Source organism: Sulfurovum sp. AR (genome assembly GCF_000296775.1).
Classification (GTDB): domain Bacteria; phylum Campylobacterota; class Campylobacteria; order Campylobacterales; family Sulfurovaceae; genus Sulfurovum; species Sulfurovum xiamenensis.
Genome location: NZ_AJLE01000001.1, coordinates 99,954 through 116,870, shown reverse-complemented (window position 1 = coordinate 116,870; position 16,917 = coordinate 99,954). Strand labels below are relative to the sequence as shown.

15 protein-coding genes are annotated in these 16,917 nt (G+C 38.4%); 8 read left to right on the top strand and 7 right to left on the bottom strand.

The genetic code is table 11. The features are described 5' to 3' along the window. Positions 1-122: 122 nt before the first annotated feature. Both SULAR_RS00555 and SULAR_RS00550 read left to right on the top strand, forming a co-directional pair. Positions 123-2,051, top strand: coding sequence for an LTA synthase family protein (locus SULAR_RS00555; RefSeq protein ID WP_008241857.1), 1,929 nt, complete (start codon positions 123-125; stop codon positions 2,049-2,051). A gap of 84 nt (positions 2,052-2,135) precedes the next feature. Next, positions 2,136-2,963 carry a DUF89 domain-containing protein gene (locus SULAR_RS00550; RefSeq protein ID WP_008241854.1) on the top strand — a complete coding sequence of 276 codons (828 nt, stop codon included), beginning with the start codon at positions 2,136-2,138 and terminating at the stop codon, positions 2,961-2,963. An 8-nt stretch (positions 2,964-2,971) separates the two neighbouring features. Here the strand turns inward: SULAR_RS00550 and ruvA are convergent, their stop codons facing one another. From ruvA to SULAR_RS00525, 5 genes are all read right to left on the bottom strand, one after another. Beyond that, on the bottom strand, positions 2,972-3,529 hold the full coding sequence (gene ruvA / locus SULAR_RS00545; RefSeq protein WP_008241853.1) for a Holliday junction branch migration protein RuvA: 558 nt from the start codon (positions 3,527-3,529) through the stop codon (positions 2,972-2,974). A 103-nt stretch (positions 3,530-3,632) separates the two neighbouring features. After that, positions 3,633-4,472, bottom strand: a complete 840-nt coding sequence (gene ygiD, locus SULAR_RS00540; protein ID WP_008241851.1) for a 4,5-DOPA dioxygenase extradiol — start codon at positions 4,470-4,472, stop codon at positions 3,633-3,635. A gap of 11 nt (positions 4,473-4,483) precedes the next feature. Continuing rightward, positions 4,484-5,053 carry a YceI family protein gene (locus SULAR_RS00535; protein ID WP_008241848.1) on the bottom strand — a complete coding sequence of 190 codons (570 nt, stop codon included), beginning with the start codon at positions 5,051-5,053 and terminating at the stop codon, positions 4,484-4,486. A 46-nt stretch (positions 5,054-5,099) separates the two neighbouring features. Continuing rightward, positions 5,100-5,552, bottom strand: a complete 453-nt coding sequence (locus tag SULAR_RS00530; RefSeq protein ID WP_008241846.1) for a MarR family winged helix-turn-helix transcriptional regulator — start codon at positions 5,550-5,552, stop codon at positions 5,100-5,102. Positions 5,553-5,683: 131 nt separating this feature from the next. Then, positions 5,684-6,121 (bottom strand): MarR family winged helix-turn-helix transcriptional regulator, encoded by a 438-nt coding sequence (locus tag SULAR_RS00525; RefSeq protein ID WP_008241843.1) that lies wholly within the window; start codon positions 6,119-6,121, stop codon positions 5,684-5,686. Positions 6,122-6,204: 83 nt separating this feature from the next. Here SULAR_RS00525 and SULAR_RS00520 point away from each other — a divergent pair, with 83 nt between their 5' ends. Continuing rightward, positions 6,205-6,507: a monooxygenase gene (locus SULAR_RS00520; RefSeq protein WP_008241842.1), complete on the top strand. Its 303-nt coding sequence runs from the start codon at positions 6,205-6,207 to the stop codon at positions 6,505-6,507. Between the two features lie 185 nt (positions 6,508-6,692). After that, entirely contained in the window at positions 6,693-8,105 is a 1,413-nt protein-coding gene (murJ, locus tag SULAR_RS00515; protein ID WP_008241839.1) for a murein biosynthesis integral membrane protein MurJ, read from the top strand. Between the two features lie 109 nt (positions 8,106-8,214). On the opposite strand, the gene SULAR_RS00510 is transcribed toward murJ, so the two are convergent. Together SULAR_RS00510 and SULAR_RS00505 are read right to left on the bottom strand one after the other, a co-directional pair. After that, positions 8,215-9,708, bottom strand: a complete 1,494-nt coding sequence (locus SULAR_RS00510; RefSeq protein WP_008241838.1) for a 4Fe-4S binding protein — start codon at positions 9,706-9,708, stop codon at positions 8,215-8,217. 14 nt (positions 9,709-9,722) lie between these two features. Further along, positions 9,723-11,915, bottom strand: a complete 2,193-nt coding sequence (locus SULAR_RS00505) for a TonB-dependent receptor (RefSeq protein ID WP_008241837.1) — start codon at positions 11,913-11,915, stop codon at positions 9,723-9,725. A gap of 211 nt (positions 11,916-12,126) precedes the next feature. Between SULAR_RS00505 and cysS the strand changes: the two genes are divergently transcribed. The 4 genes from cysS to SULAR_RS00485 are packed head-to-tail and all read left to right on the top strand — an operon-like array spanning position 12,127 to position 16,851. After that, positions 12,127-13,536, top strand: a complete 1,410-nt coding sequence (gene cysS, locus SULAR_RS00500; RefSeq protein ID WP_008241832.1) for a cysteine--tRNA ligase — start codon at positions 12,127-12,129, stop codon at positions 13,534-13,536. Next, entirely contained in the window at positions 13,536-15,239 is a 1,704-nt protein-coding gene (locus SULAR_RS00495) for an ABC transporter ATP-binding protein (protein WP_008241830.1), read from the top strand. The genes cysS and SULAR_RS00495 overlap by 1 nt, the downstream gene beginning before the upstream one ends. Position 15,240: 1 nt before the next feature. Next, positions 15,241-15,744, top strand: coding sequence for a hypothetical protein (locus SULAR_RS00490; RefSeq protein ID WP_008241829.1), 504 nt, complete (start codon positions 15,241-15,243; stop codon positions 15,742-15,744). A 42-nt stretch (positions 15,745-15,786) separates the two neighbouring features. After that, a complete protein-coding gene (locus tag SULAR_RS00485) occupies positions 15,787-16,851 on the top strand; it encodes a quinone-dependent dihydroorotate dehydrogenase (protein WP_008241827.1) in 1,065 nt (354 codons plus the stop codon). The last annotated feature ends 66 nt before the right edge of the window (positions 16,852-16,917 follow it).

Here is a 16,917-nt window from a genome sequence, read left to right as displayed (position 1 = left end):
AACTTCCGGGAATCGATAAAAATTTACTGTAAAAGCAAAAAATCATCTCACATTGTTTCTTATTCGTCATTTGTTAACCATTCCAAGTTACGATATTTCATCTAAATATCTAAAGGTTATAGATGTCCATTTCCAATACAAAGCAAAATCGCTTTTCATTCCTGCTGTTAATGATCGGAATATTTGTTACAATCAGTTTTATTACCAGAACTATTTTACTTTTGACAGACTTCCCTGAAGTCGATATAGGATTCATCTCTCTGCTTAAACTCTATGGAGTGGGATTATTTTATGACCTTGTGGCCTCCTTTTATTATAGTATCCCGTTGGTGATCTATCTTATGGTCATCCCAAATAAGCTCTTCAACATGAAAATACATAAACTTCTTTTCCTGACATTCTTTTTTGCAGCGATGTATCTGTTGATCTTCAATGCTGTCTCGGAGTGGTTTTTCTGGGAAGAGTTTGGGAAGAGATTTAACTTTATCGCTGTTGATTATCTGGTCTATACCCATGAAGTGATACACAATATCCTAGAATCATACCCTATACCGCTCCTGGTAACGGTTATTTTGGTGATCAACACTGTCGTATTTTTCTTTATCCTTAAAAAAAGTACGTTTATCACGAAAACCTTTGGCGGGCATCAGACCTTACTTCAGCGATTCAAGATAGGTACACTGTTTCTAATCCTTCCTATACTCTTCTTTATTATTTTGGAAGCACAAAATCTCTCAAATATATCCAACAACCAATACAACAATGAACTGGCAAAAAATGGATTTTACTCACTCTTTTCTGCTTTTAGAAACAATACTTTGAACTATGAAGCGTTTTACAAAACCAAAGATACCGATGTCGTCATGAAAGATCTGGACACTTTGGAACACTTTAATGACAAACATCTCAAAATGGTACATGGTAGAGATAATACTGAACTCAAATATAATGTGATGTTAGTGATGGTAGAGAGTCTCAGTGCTGAATATATGGGTGCTTTTGGTGACGACCGAAATCTCACACCTCATCTAGACAAATTAGCGCAAAAATCACTCTTTTTCAATAATCTCTATGCCACAGGAACACGAACCGTAAGAGGTATGGAAGCTGTTACCCTTTCTATCCCACCTACGCCGGGGAGGAGTATTGTAAAACGACCTGACAATCATGATATGTTCTCAACAGGATTTGTCTTTAAAGAAAAAGGATATGACAATAAATTTATCTATGCAGGGCATGGGTATTTTGACAATATGAACGACTTCTTCTCCCATAACGGATTTAATGTGATCGATAGGATGGATTTTAAAGAAGATGAGATCAGTTTTGCCAATGTTTGGGGCGTGTGTGATGAGGATCTCTTTGCTAAAGCCATGAAAGAGTCCGATAAATCCTATCAAGCAAATAAACCATTCTTTAACTTTATCATGACCACTTCAAACCATAGGCCTTATACCTATCCGAACGGAAAGATAGATATACCTTCACATACTGGAAGAGCGGGTGGTGTCAAATATACGGATTATGCCATTCATAATTTCTTGAAAAAAGCAAAATCCAAACCATGGTTCAAAAATACGATCTTTGTCATCGTTGCGGACCATAATGGCGGAAGTGCAGGGAAAAATGCACTTCCGCTTTGGAGATACAAAATCCCTCTGATCGTTTATGCCCCAGATATCATCCAACCAAGGGTCATAAGTAAACTCTCCTCACAGATCGATACGATGCCTACACTTTTTGCAATGATGAACTGGAACTACGAGAGTGAATTCTATGGTAATAATATCTTGGATCCAAAGTTTCAGGAAAGAGCATTTATCGGTAATTATCAAAGATTGGGTCTTGTGAAGAATAAAGATCTTTTTGTTCTCGAACCAGATAAGAGCATTCATCAATACCATATTCTTGATCAGGGTCTTAGAGATGTAAAATACCAAAAGATTGATACTATTTCATCAAAAGATGAATTGGATACGATCACCTATTATCAGAGTGCAAGTTATTTATATGCACATCATCTTAACCGATGGCATGAAAATCTCCACTAGTTCTAGATGAACTGTGACTCATAGGATAAAGCAAAACATATTTCATGTTACAATAGCAAAATATAGTATGAAGGGACATCAAAAGTGAATATCAAACCTGATTGCCTATCCTGTTTGTTTGATCAAGCTCTCAGAGTGACCAAACTTTTGAAGCTTGATGATGCCACCAGTAAAGAAGTGTTCGACAAAACTGCACAGGTTTTAATCGAGCATACTATGTCAAGTACCCCTCCACAGATCGCAAAGGATATTTATCAGGCTATCTCTGATGTCACAGGAGAAAAAGATCCTGTAGCCCTTGCAAAAGAACAGGCTACAAAAGAAGCATTAAAAATAGATACCTCTCGCATACACACGATTCCCGATGTACTTAAAATGGCTGTCATAGGGAATGTGATTGATTTTGGATCACAGAAACAGTTTGATCTGAACCAAATGATCCAATATCATTTACATAGAACATTTGCTATCGATCATACTTTAGAATTCATGGAAGAGTTACAGCATGCCAAAGAGATGGTGCTCATCGGCGATAATGTCGGAGAACATATTTTTGATAAGCTACTGATAGAGACCATTAAAAAAGAGTATGATATCACTGTCCACTATTTTGTCAGAGGCACCCCCATCATCAATGATGTCACGATTAAAGAGGGACAATTGCTCAAAGATTGTGCCCACATCGTCGATGCAGGTGTGAAAACACCGGGCTATGATCTTGAAGAAGCAAACAGTGCTTCAAGAGAGATCTTTGATCGTGCAGATATAGTGTTGGCAAAAGGTATGGGTAACTTTGAAAGTCTCTATCATGTGGCCACACGTCCCATCTATTATCTTTTTGTCGTCAAATGTTCTGTCGTCGCAGAAGAAATAGGACAAAATGTCAAAGAGTTGATCTTTAAAAAAGCATAAAGACATGTTTATAATCTCTGTAACTTTTTCAATCCCTCTTTAACCAGGGTACTTGTATCCCCTGTAGCCCCTAAAAGTGCTTTTTGAATCACATCTTTTTTAAATCCTAGACTCTCAAGGGCCATCGTTGCTTCGCCAATGGCACCTGAGTTGGCACTCTCTTCATTTCCATCAACAATGAAATCAGCCAGTTCGACCAAGATGCGGCTTGCAGCCTTAGGTCCTATACCGGGCACCCGCTTGAGCATACTGACATCTTTAGAGGCTACGACTTTGGCAAAGGTTTCAGGAGTGAAGGTAGAACAGATCGCAAGTCCTACTTTGGGTCCTACACCGTTTATTTTCAGTACGGTGTCAAACATTTTCTTTTCATTCGTATCCATAAAGCCAAAAAGAAGATTGGCATCCTCTCGTATGACCTGTGTGACAAAAAGTTTGACTTTCTTCTCTTGTATACTGTTTGAAGTGTTGATAGAAACCAACACTTCATAGATCAATCCGTTTACATTCAGGTGTACAAAAGTGGGATCTTTTCGTTCTATGGTACCTTCTATGCCTACTATCATATCTGCCCTTTTTGATTTAATTGTCAAAGTATATCAAGAGTTTTATGTCAGCGGCAAAAAAATGTCAAATTGACATGTTTTCACTGTCCTGTTCCTCAAGAGCTTATGTAAGCAGCCAGCTCCGCATACTTAGTGTTCCATGTTCCATATCTTCATAAACAAATATACTTTTGTCATCCTTATAAGCACTACCTGCGATATAAAGTAAGGGGATATAATGCTCTGTTGTCGGATGTGCATGCTCTGCATAACGTTGCCTATCTTTAAAGTGTATCAATGCATTATAGTCTTGTTTCTCTATGGCATTTTTTACAAAATCATCAAACTCTTTTGCCCAAGGAACGGCTGGCGCATCTTGTTGTGCTTGGATATCCAGCAGATTGTGTGTAACATTTCCGCTGCCGATTATCATCACACCGTGCTCACGCAATGTTCTAATCCTTCGACCCATTTCAAAATGTGCTTGCATGGACAATGTATGGTTGATCGATAATTGCATCACGGGAATATCTGCATCTGGGAACAGGTGCACTAAAACACTCCATACCCCATGGTCGAGATTTCTATTTTTCACTTGTAGATGTGGAAATAGTTTTTGCAAGTCAGAGACCAAAAAATCAGCATTTGGCGCAGGATATGCTACTTTATACAGGGCATCGGGAAATCCATACATGTCATACATAAGTTCATCACTCTGATGGATATTAATGGCATTATACGGTGTACTCCAGTGTGCTGAGATAACTAAAATAGCTTTGGGTTTTTCGATCGATTCACCTAAAGTTCTCAGTGATTTTGTAAAAGCATTATTGCCTAGAGCATTCATGGGGTTACCATGACCCACAAAAAAAGCAGGAGCTCTTTTTGTTTCTTTTGCAGCAAGTGGCATGGTTAAACCTCCTAATGTTAAAGCGAGTAGCTTTAAAAAATCTTTTCTTGTCATTTTCTTCTTCTTTACGGTCGAATTAAAATCCCTTCTAATTCCACATTGATCTTCACAGTTTCACCTACTGCAACACCTCCTGCCTCAAGTATCTCATTATATTTAATTCCATAGTCAAACCTGTTGATTTTTCCACTAAGCGCTAGTCCAACTCTTATGTTGCCCCACGGGTCTTTAACTAGACCATTATTTTCAAATTCAAATGCCACATCTTTTGTTACACCTCTCATCGTGAGTTTACCGTAAGCCGTCTCACCTTTAACTTTCTCAAGTATGAATGTCATCTGAGGATATTCTGCTGCTGCAAAAAAGTCTGATGTTCTCAAATGCTCATCTCTTTTTGCATTCTCTGTATTGATAGACTTCACCTCTACAGTTCCGTTTAAACTTCTTAATGTTTTTGTCTCTTCGTCATATTCAAATGTCCCGTTAAATGTATTAAATTTTCCATTGACATTGGAGATCATCATATGTCTGACCTTAAACCCAATATGTGAATGTGCTGTATCAACATTATAGGTTCCTGCAACTAATGCACCTCCTGCTAAAATCGATGTAAGTCCTAGTTTGAATAATTTCATTTTTGTCCCTTTTGTTACTAATTAGTAATATTTGCACAAAAAAAAGCTACACTGACTTGTGTAATTTTCTTAAAAGTGTAAATAGTGTGTTGGTCTCCTCTTCACTTAAAGCTTCAAAGTAGCCTTCAAAATTCTTTGCATGTGTTGGAAACAACTTTTCTATAAGCTCTTTTCCCTTTTCCGTTATTGATAAAATAGAGGCCCTTTTATCACTTGGATCCGGTAAAGAAGTTATATAACCATCTCTTTTTAAGTTTCGGACTACAACGGTTACGTTTCCAGGTGTACTCATAATTAGTTTTGTAATTGTACCAACATTAAGATCACCTCTATGGTAAAGCACTTCTAGTACTTCAAATTGGTTCATGGTTATACCAAATGATGTAATATAGGCAATTTCTTTTGCTCTTATTTTATTATATACTCTGAATAACTGTATCCAAGTTTGCATGGATCTATCAGCATTCTTTCCGTAACTGGTTGTATTTTTTATCTTCATCTTAACACCTCTACCAGCATTATATTACTAATTAGTAACAAATATCAAGTCATTTTAAATATTTATCTTAAAAGTACCTGCGTAAAAAACTTGATCACTGAGGTATGTACCTAATGAAGTTTTTTTCTTTATCATGGTTCACTATGTGAAATACTTTCTAAAAAAAGGGTCAATCTTTCCTGATTCTCTATAAATAGTTTGAAGGCTTCTGTCCCAAGAAAGTCTGCCATTTTCTCTTCAGTCTTGGCAATAGTCATTAATGCGCACTGCACGAGTTCTTCTCCTCGATCCGTCAGAACAACCATTTTTTCTTTACGGTTCGTAGGGCGTTTTTCAAGCGTGATGTAGTTAGAACCTTCTAATATCTTTATACTTTTATGCATCGCCTGGCGGCTCACACTAAGAAGATTAGCTAACGCGCTTACACTTGTAGGCTCGCTTTCAGCCAAGTGGGCAAAGATACTAAGCAGTGATGGACTCAAGTTCGAAAAACCCTCTTTTTCAAGGCTTTCAAGAATGATTTGATTAAAAAGAGTGCTTGATTTTAAAGCATTAAAACAGAATGACATTGTAAACCTAGTTGACAATAATTATAATATTGTGTATACTTCATCTGACATTATATACATACACATTATAAGGAGAGTATAACATGAATTTTCTTGTCCAAGTAGATTTTCCCTATCACGGGCCTTTTGAAGAAGAAATGAGTAATGCGATGCAAGGACTTGCTGAAGATATCGCCAATGAACCTGGTTTGGTCTGGAAAATATGGACAGAATCCAAAGAGCAAAAGATTGCCGGAGGGATTTATCTTTTCGATAATGAAGCCGATGCTAAACGTTATATTGAGAAGCATGAAGCCAGACTCACATCGTTTGGTGTTGAGAGTATACGATCGAAAATTCTTCAAGTGAACGATACTTTAAGCCGAATTGACAGAGCACCGTTATAATTCAAGTTCTAAAGTATTTTCTAGCATCACTCTCTCAATCTATCCACCACTTCCTAAAATATCTGCCATGCATACCTTATAAAGTGATCACTTTATAAGGTATCACTGCAAATGTATTTTGATACATATTTTTATTCAAATCTACATTACGCTAAAATACCTGCAACTTAATATTAAAGAGACTTATGCGACTTAAATCCATCTTCACCAACAGCTTCGGTATTCTAGTTTCACGTATCACTGGACTAGGACGTGATGTTCTGATGGCTTCAGCTCTCGGTGCTTCCATGTGGAGTGATATGTTTTTTGTCGCCTTTAAACTTCCCAACCTTTTTCGCCGTATCTTTGCTGAAGGGGCATTCACACAAGCGTTTATGCCCTCTTTTGTAGCGAGCAGGCACAAAGGGGTCTTTGCCACTGCTATATTTTTACGCTTTCTACTCTTTTTAATGGCCTTTTCTCTACTCATTACGTTCTTTCCCGAACCTATCACTAAACTCTTGGCATTGGGATGGGAGAAAGAACTGATAGCAAAAACCGCACCTTTGACCGCCATCAACTTTTGGTATTTGGACCTCATCTTCATCGTGACATTTTTAGCCACTATGCTCCAATACAAAGACCATTTTGCCACCACAGCCATGTCAACAGCCCTGCTCAATATCTCGATGATTGCAGCACTCTACATCTATATGAAAGAAGATCCAAAAACAGTTGCGTATGCACTCAGTTTTGCCGTACTCATCGGCGGAGGACTTCAGATACTGGCGCACCTTGTCACACTCCATAAGCTTAGCTTGCATAAAATCCTTATAGGTGGGTGGAAATACAGAAAAAACAAAGATGTTGATGATGAGAAAAAGCATTTTCAATCTCTCTTTTTACCTGGTATTCTAGGGAACTCCACACCCCAGATCTCTGCTTTCATAGATACACTTTTGGCAACATTCCTCATGACTGGCTCTGTCTCCTACCTCTTTTATGCCAACCGTGTCTTCCAGCTTCCGCTTGCCATCATTGCCATCGCCACAGCAACGGTACTTTTTCCTTCTGTCTCTAAAGCACTTAAAAATAACAATGAAACAGAAGCATATAAAAACCTCAACCAGGCCTTTTGGTTACTTGCATTTTTATTGGGTGGAGCGATGGTCGGTGGTATACTGCTTGCAGAACCCATAGTATGGCTGCTTTTTGAGAGAGGGAAATTTACCAATGTACAAACATTCGAAACGGTCAATGTACTTCAAATGTACATGGTAGGTCTGCTTCCTTTCGGACTGGCAAAACTTTTTTCTCTCTTTCTATATGCATCACATAGACACCGTAAGGCAGCCAAAATTGCTGTCTACTCTCTGATCACTTCTGTAACATTTTCACTGATCCTCATGTATCCTCTTGGAGCTTCAGGACTAGCATTGGCCGGAAGTATAGGAGGATGGGTACTTTTTATATTTACAGTCAGAGAGGTTGGGACAAAGAGGTTTTGGAAGATCGTTAGATCAAAAAGGTCTCTTTATTGGCTTTTAGCTGTGCTACTATTCTCTATCCTATTATATGAAGTCAATCTTTTACTACTTGATATGATACGAGAATTATAATACTCTTTTTGCATACTTTGACAGGATGATTTGCTCTGAATGAGTAGAATAATAAAAGTTTTTGTGAACACCTTAGGTATGATGTCCAACGGACATCATACTAATGGCATTACTTCATAGATGCGCCACATTTACCAGATTGACACTTCATTGCAGGTGTTTTTGATTTTGCAGGTGTTGTTGCACCATGATTCCCATGACTTCCATGATGACTACTTTTTGCCGCACCATATGTTTTAAACACATAAGCACTATATAGATTTGTTGACAGATAGAGCGTGATAAGAGAAGAAGCAAACACAAACGCTATGATCTTCTTCATCTTTGTTGCTTTAAAAGACTTCATTCTTTTTGCAAGGATCAGATAACCCCATAGTACAGCGATATAAGGAATCACATCAAAGATATGTAACCAGGCATCTCTTCTTGAAGCCAGGTTTTCAACCGGACCGGCTTCCAAACCAAATCCATAAATGAAACCATTGGCTATCTCTGCATAATTATGTGTAAAAAAACTATGTATCAAGTGTGCCAATCCGCCAATAATGAACAGTGGAGCAAATGCATAACCTAAAGTATAGAACGTCTTTTCAAAAGATGCTTTCAAAACCTTGGATGCAACAAACATACCGATATATACGACACTGATTGACAATATGGTCGCATAGATAAATGCAAATAGACCGATGGCATCCCATGTACCAAAATCTATATACTGTTGAGAAAATACTGCAGTTTTTGACCAGATAAATTCATCTGCAATAGCTGAACGATTAAGTCCATGGTGAAAACTCATCGTAAGTGAAATAGCAGCGGTAATAAGTATAAATGACCATACTTCTGCCTTGTTGAATTTAAATTTTTCAAACAATGTTCTTGAAGGTTTAATGAACCTGAATGCCACAGCATCACAGGCACTACTACAATCCATACAAAGTGTACAGTCATCCATAGAATTTTTATTGTCAAATGAGAATGGATTTAAGTTGTAAGGACAAGCCACTGCACAATCCAAAGTTTTACAGCTGCTGCAATCCTCTTTATACGTACCCAACTCCGTAAATGATACTTTTGCATAGGCTTTTGTCAAAGTACCGATGGGACAGATATATTTACAATAGCTCATATCTTTATAGAGATAATACATCACAAAAGCAACCAATGTAATACCAGTGAAAAGCCAAGCTGTAGCAAGTGGTACTTTCCAAAATCCAGGTGCGAGATAATAGACACCCCACCATCCAAAAAAGAGAATGAAAATACCAATAAATCTATTTTTCAAAAAATTTGGCATATCTTTTTTAAGACCGAACTTCGTGATATATTTCCCTAAGAATCCATGAGGACAGATACCACAAAAAATTCTACCAAAGGTGGTAAGCGTCACCACTATAAAAAGGGACCAGAAGAGTCCCCAAAAGAGATGCCTGGTAAAGATGTTTTCCTTACCAGGATCAGCAAAACCCATATAGACACCATAGATAAAGAGTGCAAGAACTGCTAGCTTCAACACCATCAAGAATGCTTGATTTTTAAACAAGAATCCTAATACGGGCATGCCGTATATATCATTTCTATCTCTGTTTTCTTTGAACTCTACCATCTATCTCTTCTCCTTTAAAACTTCATACTTAAACCAGCATTAATAACCCTTCCTGGGTTTACTGTAATAGATAGATCTTCATGATCAAATACACCATCTTCGTTTCTGTCACTACTTGATCTTGCTGAATTGTAATACTGTTTATCGAACACATTATCTACTCTTACAAACATATTCAGATCATACTTGTTTATGGTGGCTTTATAGTCAACACCTAAATTTAGGGTCGCATGTCCCTCGATCTCAAGTGCGTTTAAATCATCGGCATAGTAATGGGATCTTGCATTCACTTCTGCCGTAAGTTTTAAGTCATCTGTCGCTTGATAGTTGGTTATTACATTCAATTGATGTTTAGAAGTTCTTGGAATAGTGTTTCCAGTGACGTCATAATAATAAACAGGTGCTGGAGCATTCCATGTATCTGCTCCAAGTGTCATACCATAATTATCGTAATCAGTATAGGTAGCATCTAAATAGGTATAGGCCAAATTAAAATAGAGATCTTTTCTGAGATTACCGTTTACTGCAAGTTCTAAACCTCTATGTCTTGCACCACCGATATTATCCCACATATCATCAGTATCTGTATCTCCATAATTACCTGAGGTTTTCATAATAAAATCTTTTCTATCAAGTTGGAAAATGGAAATATCATAGTTTATGCCGTTTCGACTAGTTCTATAACCTATCTCATAATTAAATGATTGTTCTGGATCCAAATCAGGGTTGTTGATCGTACTACCCCATGCACTTACGTCTCCTGCATAGAGTTGTTCTACAGTTGGGGCTCTGAATCCTGTAGAAAAATTGGTATAGATGGTAGAATCTTTATCTAGTTGATAATTTGCTCCGATTCTGTATGACCAAACTTTAAAATCTTCTTTAAAATTATTATCTTTATAATCATGATAATCCAATTTGATCCAATCATACCTAAGATTCGTAGTCACACTGAAATTCTCACTGACAGCTCGCTTATACTCACCATATATTGCATAAACATTTTCATCTGTACTGTCATCACTTTTAAAGTCACCAGGTTGAAAATATCCTTGATCAACACCACCAAATGGTCCATATGTTACAAGTGCCTGAGCCGCTCTGTATGTTGATTTATTTTTATATTCATTTGCTCTTAGATCCAAGCCTAAAAGTGTTGCATATGATTCAGTTGATGTTCTATATTCACTTTTGATACCTCTTTGTATCTGTGAATAATCATTGTTATAAACATAGTCATTATCATCATAATAGTCTTGTGCTGTATTGTTGTCATCTTTCGTTTGAGGAGATGATATATACTTAGTATCGTCTGTATAGATATACCCATTTAGCATAAAATTTGAATTATCCTCAAAATCTTTAGAATAGGTTGCAAAGAACTTTGAAAGCTGCACATCATATTGTCTTGTATAGTCTCTACTTTCCTGAACTCCAGTATATATGGATTTTGGGTTTGTCCTTGCTTCTGTTTCACCTCCGACAGTACCATGAGAATCTTTTTGTCTATCAGATAGTTCTGCACCGAATGTGATATCTGATGTATCATCCAAATAATATTCAAACTTACCGTTAAGATACCTACTCTTATAATCAGAATCCTCATGATATCCATCAGCTTTTCTTTCACTGGCTTGAATATGAAAACTTAAATCATCGTTTGAATATCCAGTTCTTGCCAATAACTTTTGAAACCCAAAACTTCCTTTTTCAACAGATGCAAAATTATTATTATATTTTGCACCTCTTTTTGTTGTAATAATCACGGCACCAGATAATGCATCATCACCGAACAAATATGAAGCCCCACCTTTGAGCACCTTAATACTTTCTATATTGTCAAGGTCAATATTTACTCTCCCAGTTCTTTCAAATACAGGTACCCCATCAATGACAACTGCAACTCCGGGTTTTTCCCCCATATACATTTGGTTTTCTACACCTCTTAAATGAATCTTTAAAGAGTCTCCTGTAGTAACCTCAGTAGTGATACCGGGAATAGATTGTAGAACTTGTTGAATATTTACAGCATGTTCTGCATCCACTTCTTCCCCACTTATTTCTGAAATATTTGAAACTTCTGTTTTCTTTGACTCAAATCTGTCAGCTATCGTTGATGATTCAACAGTGATCATTTCTAGATCTTCTGCTGCATGTATACTTGAAGCAATCGCTAAAGCTACTATCATCGAATATTTTATTTTCATGTCTTCCCTTTTAAATTGAATAATAAAACTCTATGATGGTTGTGTTAATTTTGTGTTAATCATTTTCTTCAAACTAAAATCTTGTATAAATTCATTCTTTTTTTCGTCTATGTGTTTCATAAAGCTTCAGACAAAACCTGTACGTAATCTCTTCTAATCAACTTTTAGCTATAATCACAGCACTACATCTATTAAAGGTCCAGCAATTACTATGCACATCTATGACAGCGTACAAAAAACAAAACTTCCTTTTAAACCCATCCGTAAAGGGGAAGCAAGCATTTATGTTTGCGGGCCTACTGTCTATGATGATGCACATTTGGGCCATGCACGCAGCAGCCTCTCTTTTGACCTCCTTTCCCGTACGCTCAAAGCCCTTGGATACAAAGTCACACTGGGGAAGAACTTTACCGACATTGATGACAAGATCATCAAAAAAGTGGAAGAAACGGGTAAAAGCATGGAAGCGCTCACCTCATTTTACATCGACCGCTACCTTGAAGAGATGGCAGCACTTGGTATACAGCGTCCCGATATCGAGCCAAAGGCCACAGAATCCCTGCATGCGATAGAAGCCATGATACAGACACTGATCGATAAAGATATCGCCTATGTCATCTCCACAGGTGATGTCTACTTTGATACAAGTAAGGATCCACATTATGGAGAGATATCACACCAGGTAGGTGAAGATGAGGACAACCAGAGCCGCGTGGCGCACACTTCGGAAAAAAGAAATCCCAAGGACTTCGCACTCTGGAAAGCGTGTAAAGGAAATGAAGATATCTGTTTTGACACACCTTTCTCTTCAGGACGTCCGGGATGGCACATAGAGTGTTCTGCGATGATAGAAAAGCACTTTTCGCATGACCATGGCACACAGGATTACAGTATAGACATCCATGCAGGCGGTGCCGACCTGCTCTTCCCTCACCATGAAAACGAAGCAGCACAGAGCCGCTGTGCCACAGGACATGAACTGGCAAAGTACTGGATGCATAACGGTTTTGTTCAAATAAACGGTGAAAAGATGAGTAAATCTCTGGGCAACAGCTTCTTTCTCAAAGATGCTCTCAAGGTCTATGATGGAGAGATCCTTCGTTACTACCTCAACTCGGTACACTACAGGAATGATTTTAATTTTAACGAAGAAGATCTACTGACCGCTAAAAAAAGACTCGACAAGCTCTACAGACTGAAAAAACGTGTTAGTCCGGGGAAAGCTTCTGCAGTCAATAAAACTTTCAAAAAAGCACTGCTTGATGCGATGAGCGATGACCTCAACATCTCCATAGCCCTTGCGGTCATAGATGAAATGGTAGCTGCAACGAATGATGCCTTAGATAACAATCCAAAAGACAAAGCCCTTAAAAAAGAGACTTTGGCAAACATCGAATTTATCGATACTCTGCTTGGCTTTGGAGGGAAAGAGCCTTTCTCTTATTTCCAAATTGGCGTAGATGAAGCATTAAAGCAACAGATAGAAACACTGCTCTCCGAACGCAGTGAAGCAAAAAAAGAAAAAAACTTTTCACGCTCAGATGCCATACGAGATGAACTGATAGCTCTGGGGATATCTATCATGGATACTCCTGATGGCACACTTTGGGAAAAAGCGTAATGAAAGACCTTCTCAGACAGTATCTCCCCTATTTAGCAGGCTACAAAAGAGAGTTTTTCTTTGCCATTCTTGGGATGATCGCTGTTGCAGTGGGAACAGCAGGTAGTGCACATCTCATTAAACCTGTGCTTGATGATGTATTCATTAATAAAGATGTATTTATGCTTACCCTCATGCCTTTTCTGTTGGTTGGTGTTTTTATGCTTCAGGGTATAGGAAAATATGTACAAACATATTATACTTCGTATATTGGTCAAGATGTAGTGAGAAAACTACGGGATACACTGGTATTGCATCTCACCTATCTTGATATGACATTTTTTAAAAAGATGCATACTGGAGAGATACTCTCACGCGTAACCAATGATATATCACGTATACAATCCGTAGTGGCTCAAATTATCCCCGACCTTATAAGAGAAGGGTTAACCATTGTTGCATTAACAGGATATGTTATTTATCAAAGTCCTAAACTTGCCTTTTATTTTCTGATCATCATGCCAATAGCTGTCTTTCCACTGTCAAAACTTGCTAAAAAAATGCGTAAATATTCCAAGCTTTCCCAAGAAAGTACAGCAGATATGACCTCGAGACTTGGTGAGATCTTATCTAATATTGAAGTCATTAAATCTCACTCCTCTCAAGTTTATGAACATGAACGTTTTTCTACTGAAAACCAGAATGTTTTTAGATTTATCATGAAGCAGATAAGAACCAATGCACTCACTTCACCGGTTATGGAAATTCTCGGTTCTGTTGCCATCGGTGCTGTTATTTATATTGGAGGGAAAGAAGTCATTGATGGGCATATGACCGTAGGTGCATTCTTTGCCTTTGCTACCGCACTCTTCATGCTTTACAATCCCATAAAACGTATTTCAACCCTTTACAATCAAGCACAAGATGCCATCACTGCGAATACACGTATGCAGGAACTGCTTGATACTAAACCCGACATCACATCAGGAGGGAACGAACTTTTAGCCCCTATTGAAACGATCACGTTAGAAAATGTTTCACTCCATTACGATGAGATTCCGGCATTAAAGCATATCACGCTTCAAGCCCAAAAAGGTGAATCCATTGCATTGATAGGTGACAGTGGTGCGGGTAAAAGTTCACTGGTCAATCTGCTGGTACGTTTCTATGACCCTAGTGATGGAAAGATCTTCATCAACGGTAAGGAGAACAAGGATTTCACACTCACTTCGTTACATAAAAAGATAGCCTATGTGACACAGCGTATCTACATCTTTAACGACTCCATCGCAGCCAATGTCGCTTACGGTGAAGAGATAGATGAGGAACGTGTGGTCGAGGCACTGGAGAAAGCCTATGCTATGGAGTTCATCAGTAAATTAGATGACGGCATACACACACTTTTATCTGAAAGCGGTGACAACCTTTCCGGAGGACAAAGACAGCGTATCGCTCTGGCTCGTGCACTCTATAAGAACCCGGATATTCTCATACTGGATGAAGCGACCTCTGCACTAGATAACAAAAGTGAAGCCCTGATACAACAAGCATTGCATGAGCTAAAATCAGAAATGATCACTTTCACTGTCGCACACAGATTAAGCACCATAGAAGATGCCGATACCATCCTGGTCTTCCAAAAAGGAGAGATCATCTGCAGGGGTTCACATCAAACCTTGTTACAAGAGTGTCCAACCTATCAAAAATTATCAGGGAGTTTATAATATGTTACGATTCACCCTCCTCTTTACTTTTTTATGTACGTTGCTTTCTGCACAGCAGGAGAGTGAACAATTTCCTTTCATAGGGGCAACCCTGGCCACACACTCCATAGATATGAAATCTCTAGACCAGACATCCAGCCAGAATGAAACGCTTCTGGGATTTCGCTATGGTAAGCAATCCCTGGATTGGCGTACCGTATTTACACTCTCTGGTAATAATGATCTTCAAACTTTTGCAATAGAAATAGATAAAATACTCCTTGATGAGCTCTTTGGCACACCAAAAGTAAGACCTTATTTGGGTGCCACTGTCGGATATCTTCACTATGAGAAGGACACTTCTTCAGACAATGACGGGATTTACTATGGAGGCAATTTCGGATTCCTGATCTATGCCACGGCAACGATGGATGTAGATCTTTCCTATCATTACTATAAAGTATCAGCTCTCGATCCACTCGATACTATGCAGGGTGTAAGCCTCTCTTTACATTACTTTTTTTGATTATTTTGCTATAATAAGCACACTATAACTATGGAGTCTTCTTTGTCACTTTTTTCTTACCAAAATCTCAAAAAAATCCTTTTTAAACTTGATCCTGAGACAGCACACACTGTTGCCGGACTTGGACTTAGAGCTATTGCTCACTGTCCTGTACTACTGCGTTATGTGAAGAACAAGAACTTTGTTACACATCCTATCCTCCAACAGGAGATCTTTGGACGTACCTTTCAAAATCCTGTAGGATTGGGAGCAGGATTTGACAAAAACGGTCAGTACATTACCGCCATGCCGACCATGGGGTTTGGATTTACAGAGATAGGTACCGTGACACCCAAACCGCAAGATGGTAATGTCAAACCGAGACTCTTTAGACTCATTGAAGACAACTCCATACAAAATGCTATGGGATTTAACAACAAAGGCAGCCACTACATGCTGCAGCGTCTTAAAGAACTCTACTTCTTTGATTACCCTATGGGTATCAATATAGGAAAAAACAAACTGACTCCCGAAGATGAAGCACTCAATGACTATGAAACACTCTTTAAAGCATTTAAAAATTATGGTGACTACATTGTGATCAACATTTCATCTCCAAACACACCGGGTCTGAGAGATCTTCAAAATGAGGCATTTATCAAGGCTATCTTTAAAATGGCAAAAGAGATCACCACACAGCCTGTGCTGCTTAAAATTGCTCCGGATATGGAAGCAGAAGATGCCATTGCTCTTTGTAAAACAGCGGTCGAAGCAGGTGCTGCAGGTATCATCGCTACCAACACAACGATCGATTACTCTTTGACACCGCATGCCAAAGACTTCGGTGGTATCTCAGGGGCACTGCTGACAGAAAAATCATACCAGCTCTTCAAAGCCATAGGTAAAGAGCTGTATGGTAAGACCCTACTTATCTCTGTAGGGGGTATAGACTCTGCAGAAGAAGCCTACAGACGTATCAAAGCCGGTGCCTCTTTGGTACAGGTTTACAGTATGCTTGTCTACAGGGGTCCGGCACTGATCAAAGAGATCAATGAAGGTTTAATTAAACTCTTACAAAAAGATGGTTATAAACATATCAGCGAAGCCATCGGAGCAGATTACAAATGAGCCTAAAAAGCCTCAGGCACTTTACATATACATTTATCATCGGATGTATGATCACAACAGGAGTAT

What these genes read in the sequence shown, in the direction of transcription:
- SULAR_RS00530 (WP_008241846.1), bottom strand. Translation starts at nt 5,552, where the DNA reads ATGAAGATAAAAAATACAACCAGTTACGGAAAGAATGCTGATAGATCC.
- SULAR_RS00555 (WP_008241857.1), top strand. Translation starts at nt 123, where the DNA reads ATGTCCATTTCCAATACAAAGCAAAATCGCTTTTCATTCCTGCTGTTA.
- SULAR_RS00510 (WP_008241838.1), bottom strand. Translation starts at nt 9,708, where the DNA reads ATGGTAGAGTTCAAAGAAAACAGAGATAGAAATGATATATACGGCATG.
- cysS (WP_008241832.1), top strand. Translation starts at nt 12,127, where the DNA reads ATGCACATCTATGACAGCGTACAAAAAACAAAACTTCCTTTTAAACCC.
- SULAR_RS00490 (WP_008241829.1), top strand. Translation starts at nt 15,241, where the DNA reads ATGTTACGATTCACCCTCCTCTTTACTTTTTTATGTACGTTGCTTTCT.
- SULAR_RS00535 (WP_008241848.1), bottom strand. Translation starts at nt 5,053, where the DNA reads ATGAAATTATTCAAACTAGGACTTACATCGATTTTAGCAGGAGGTGCA.
- murJ (WP_008241839.1), top strand. Translation starts at nt 6,693, where the DNA reads ATGCGACTTAAATCCATCTTCACCAACAGCTTCGGTATTCTAGTTTCA.
- SULAR_RS00505 (WP_008241837.1), bottom strand. Translation starts at nt 11,915, where the DNA reads ATGAAAATAAAATATTCGATGATAGTAGCTTTAGCGATTGCTTCAAGT.
- ruvA (WP_008241853.1), bottom strand. Translation starts at nt 3,529, where the DNA reads ATGATAGTAGGCATAGAAGGTACCATAGAACGAAAAGATCCCACTTTT.
- SULAR_RS00520 (WP_008241842.1), top strand. Translation starts at nt 6,205, where the DNA reads ATGAATTTTCTTGTCCAAGTAGATTTTCCCTATCACGGGCCTTTTGAA.
- SULAR_RS00495 (WP_008241830.1), top strand. Translation starts at nt 13,536, where the DNA reads ATGAAAGACCTTCTCAGACAGTATCTCCCCTATTTAGCAGGCTACAAA.
- ygiD (WP_008241851.1), bottom strand. Translation starts at nt 4,472, where the DNA reads ATGACAAGAAAAGATTTTTTAAAGCTACTCGCTTTAACATTAGGAGGT.
- SULAR_RS00525 (WP_008241843.1), bottom strand. Translation starts at nt 6,121, where the DNA reads ATGTCATTCTGTTTTAATGCTTTAAAATCAAGCACTCTTTTTAATCAA.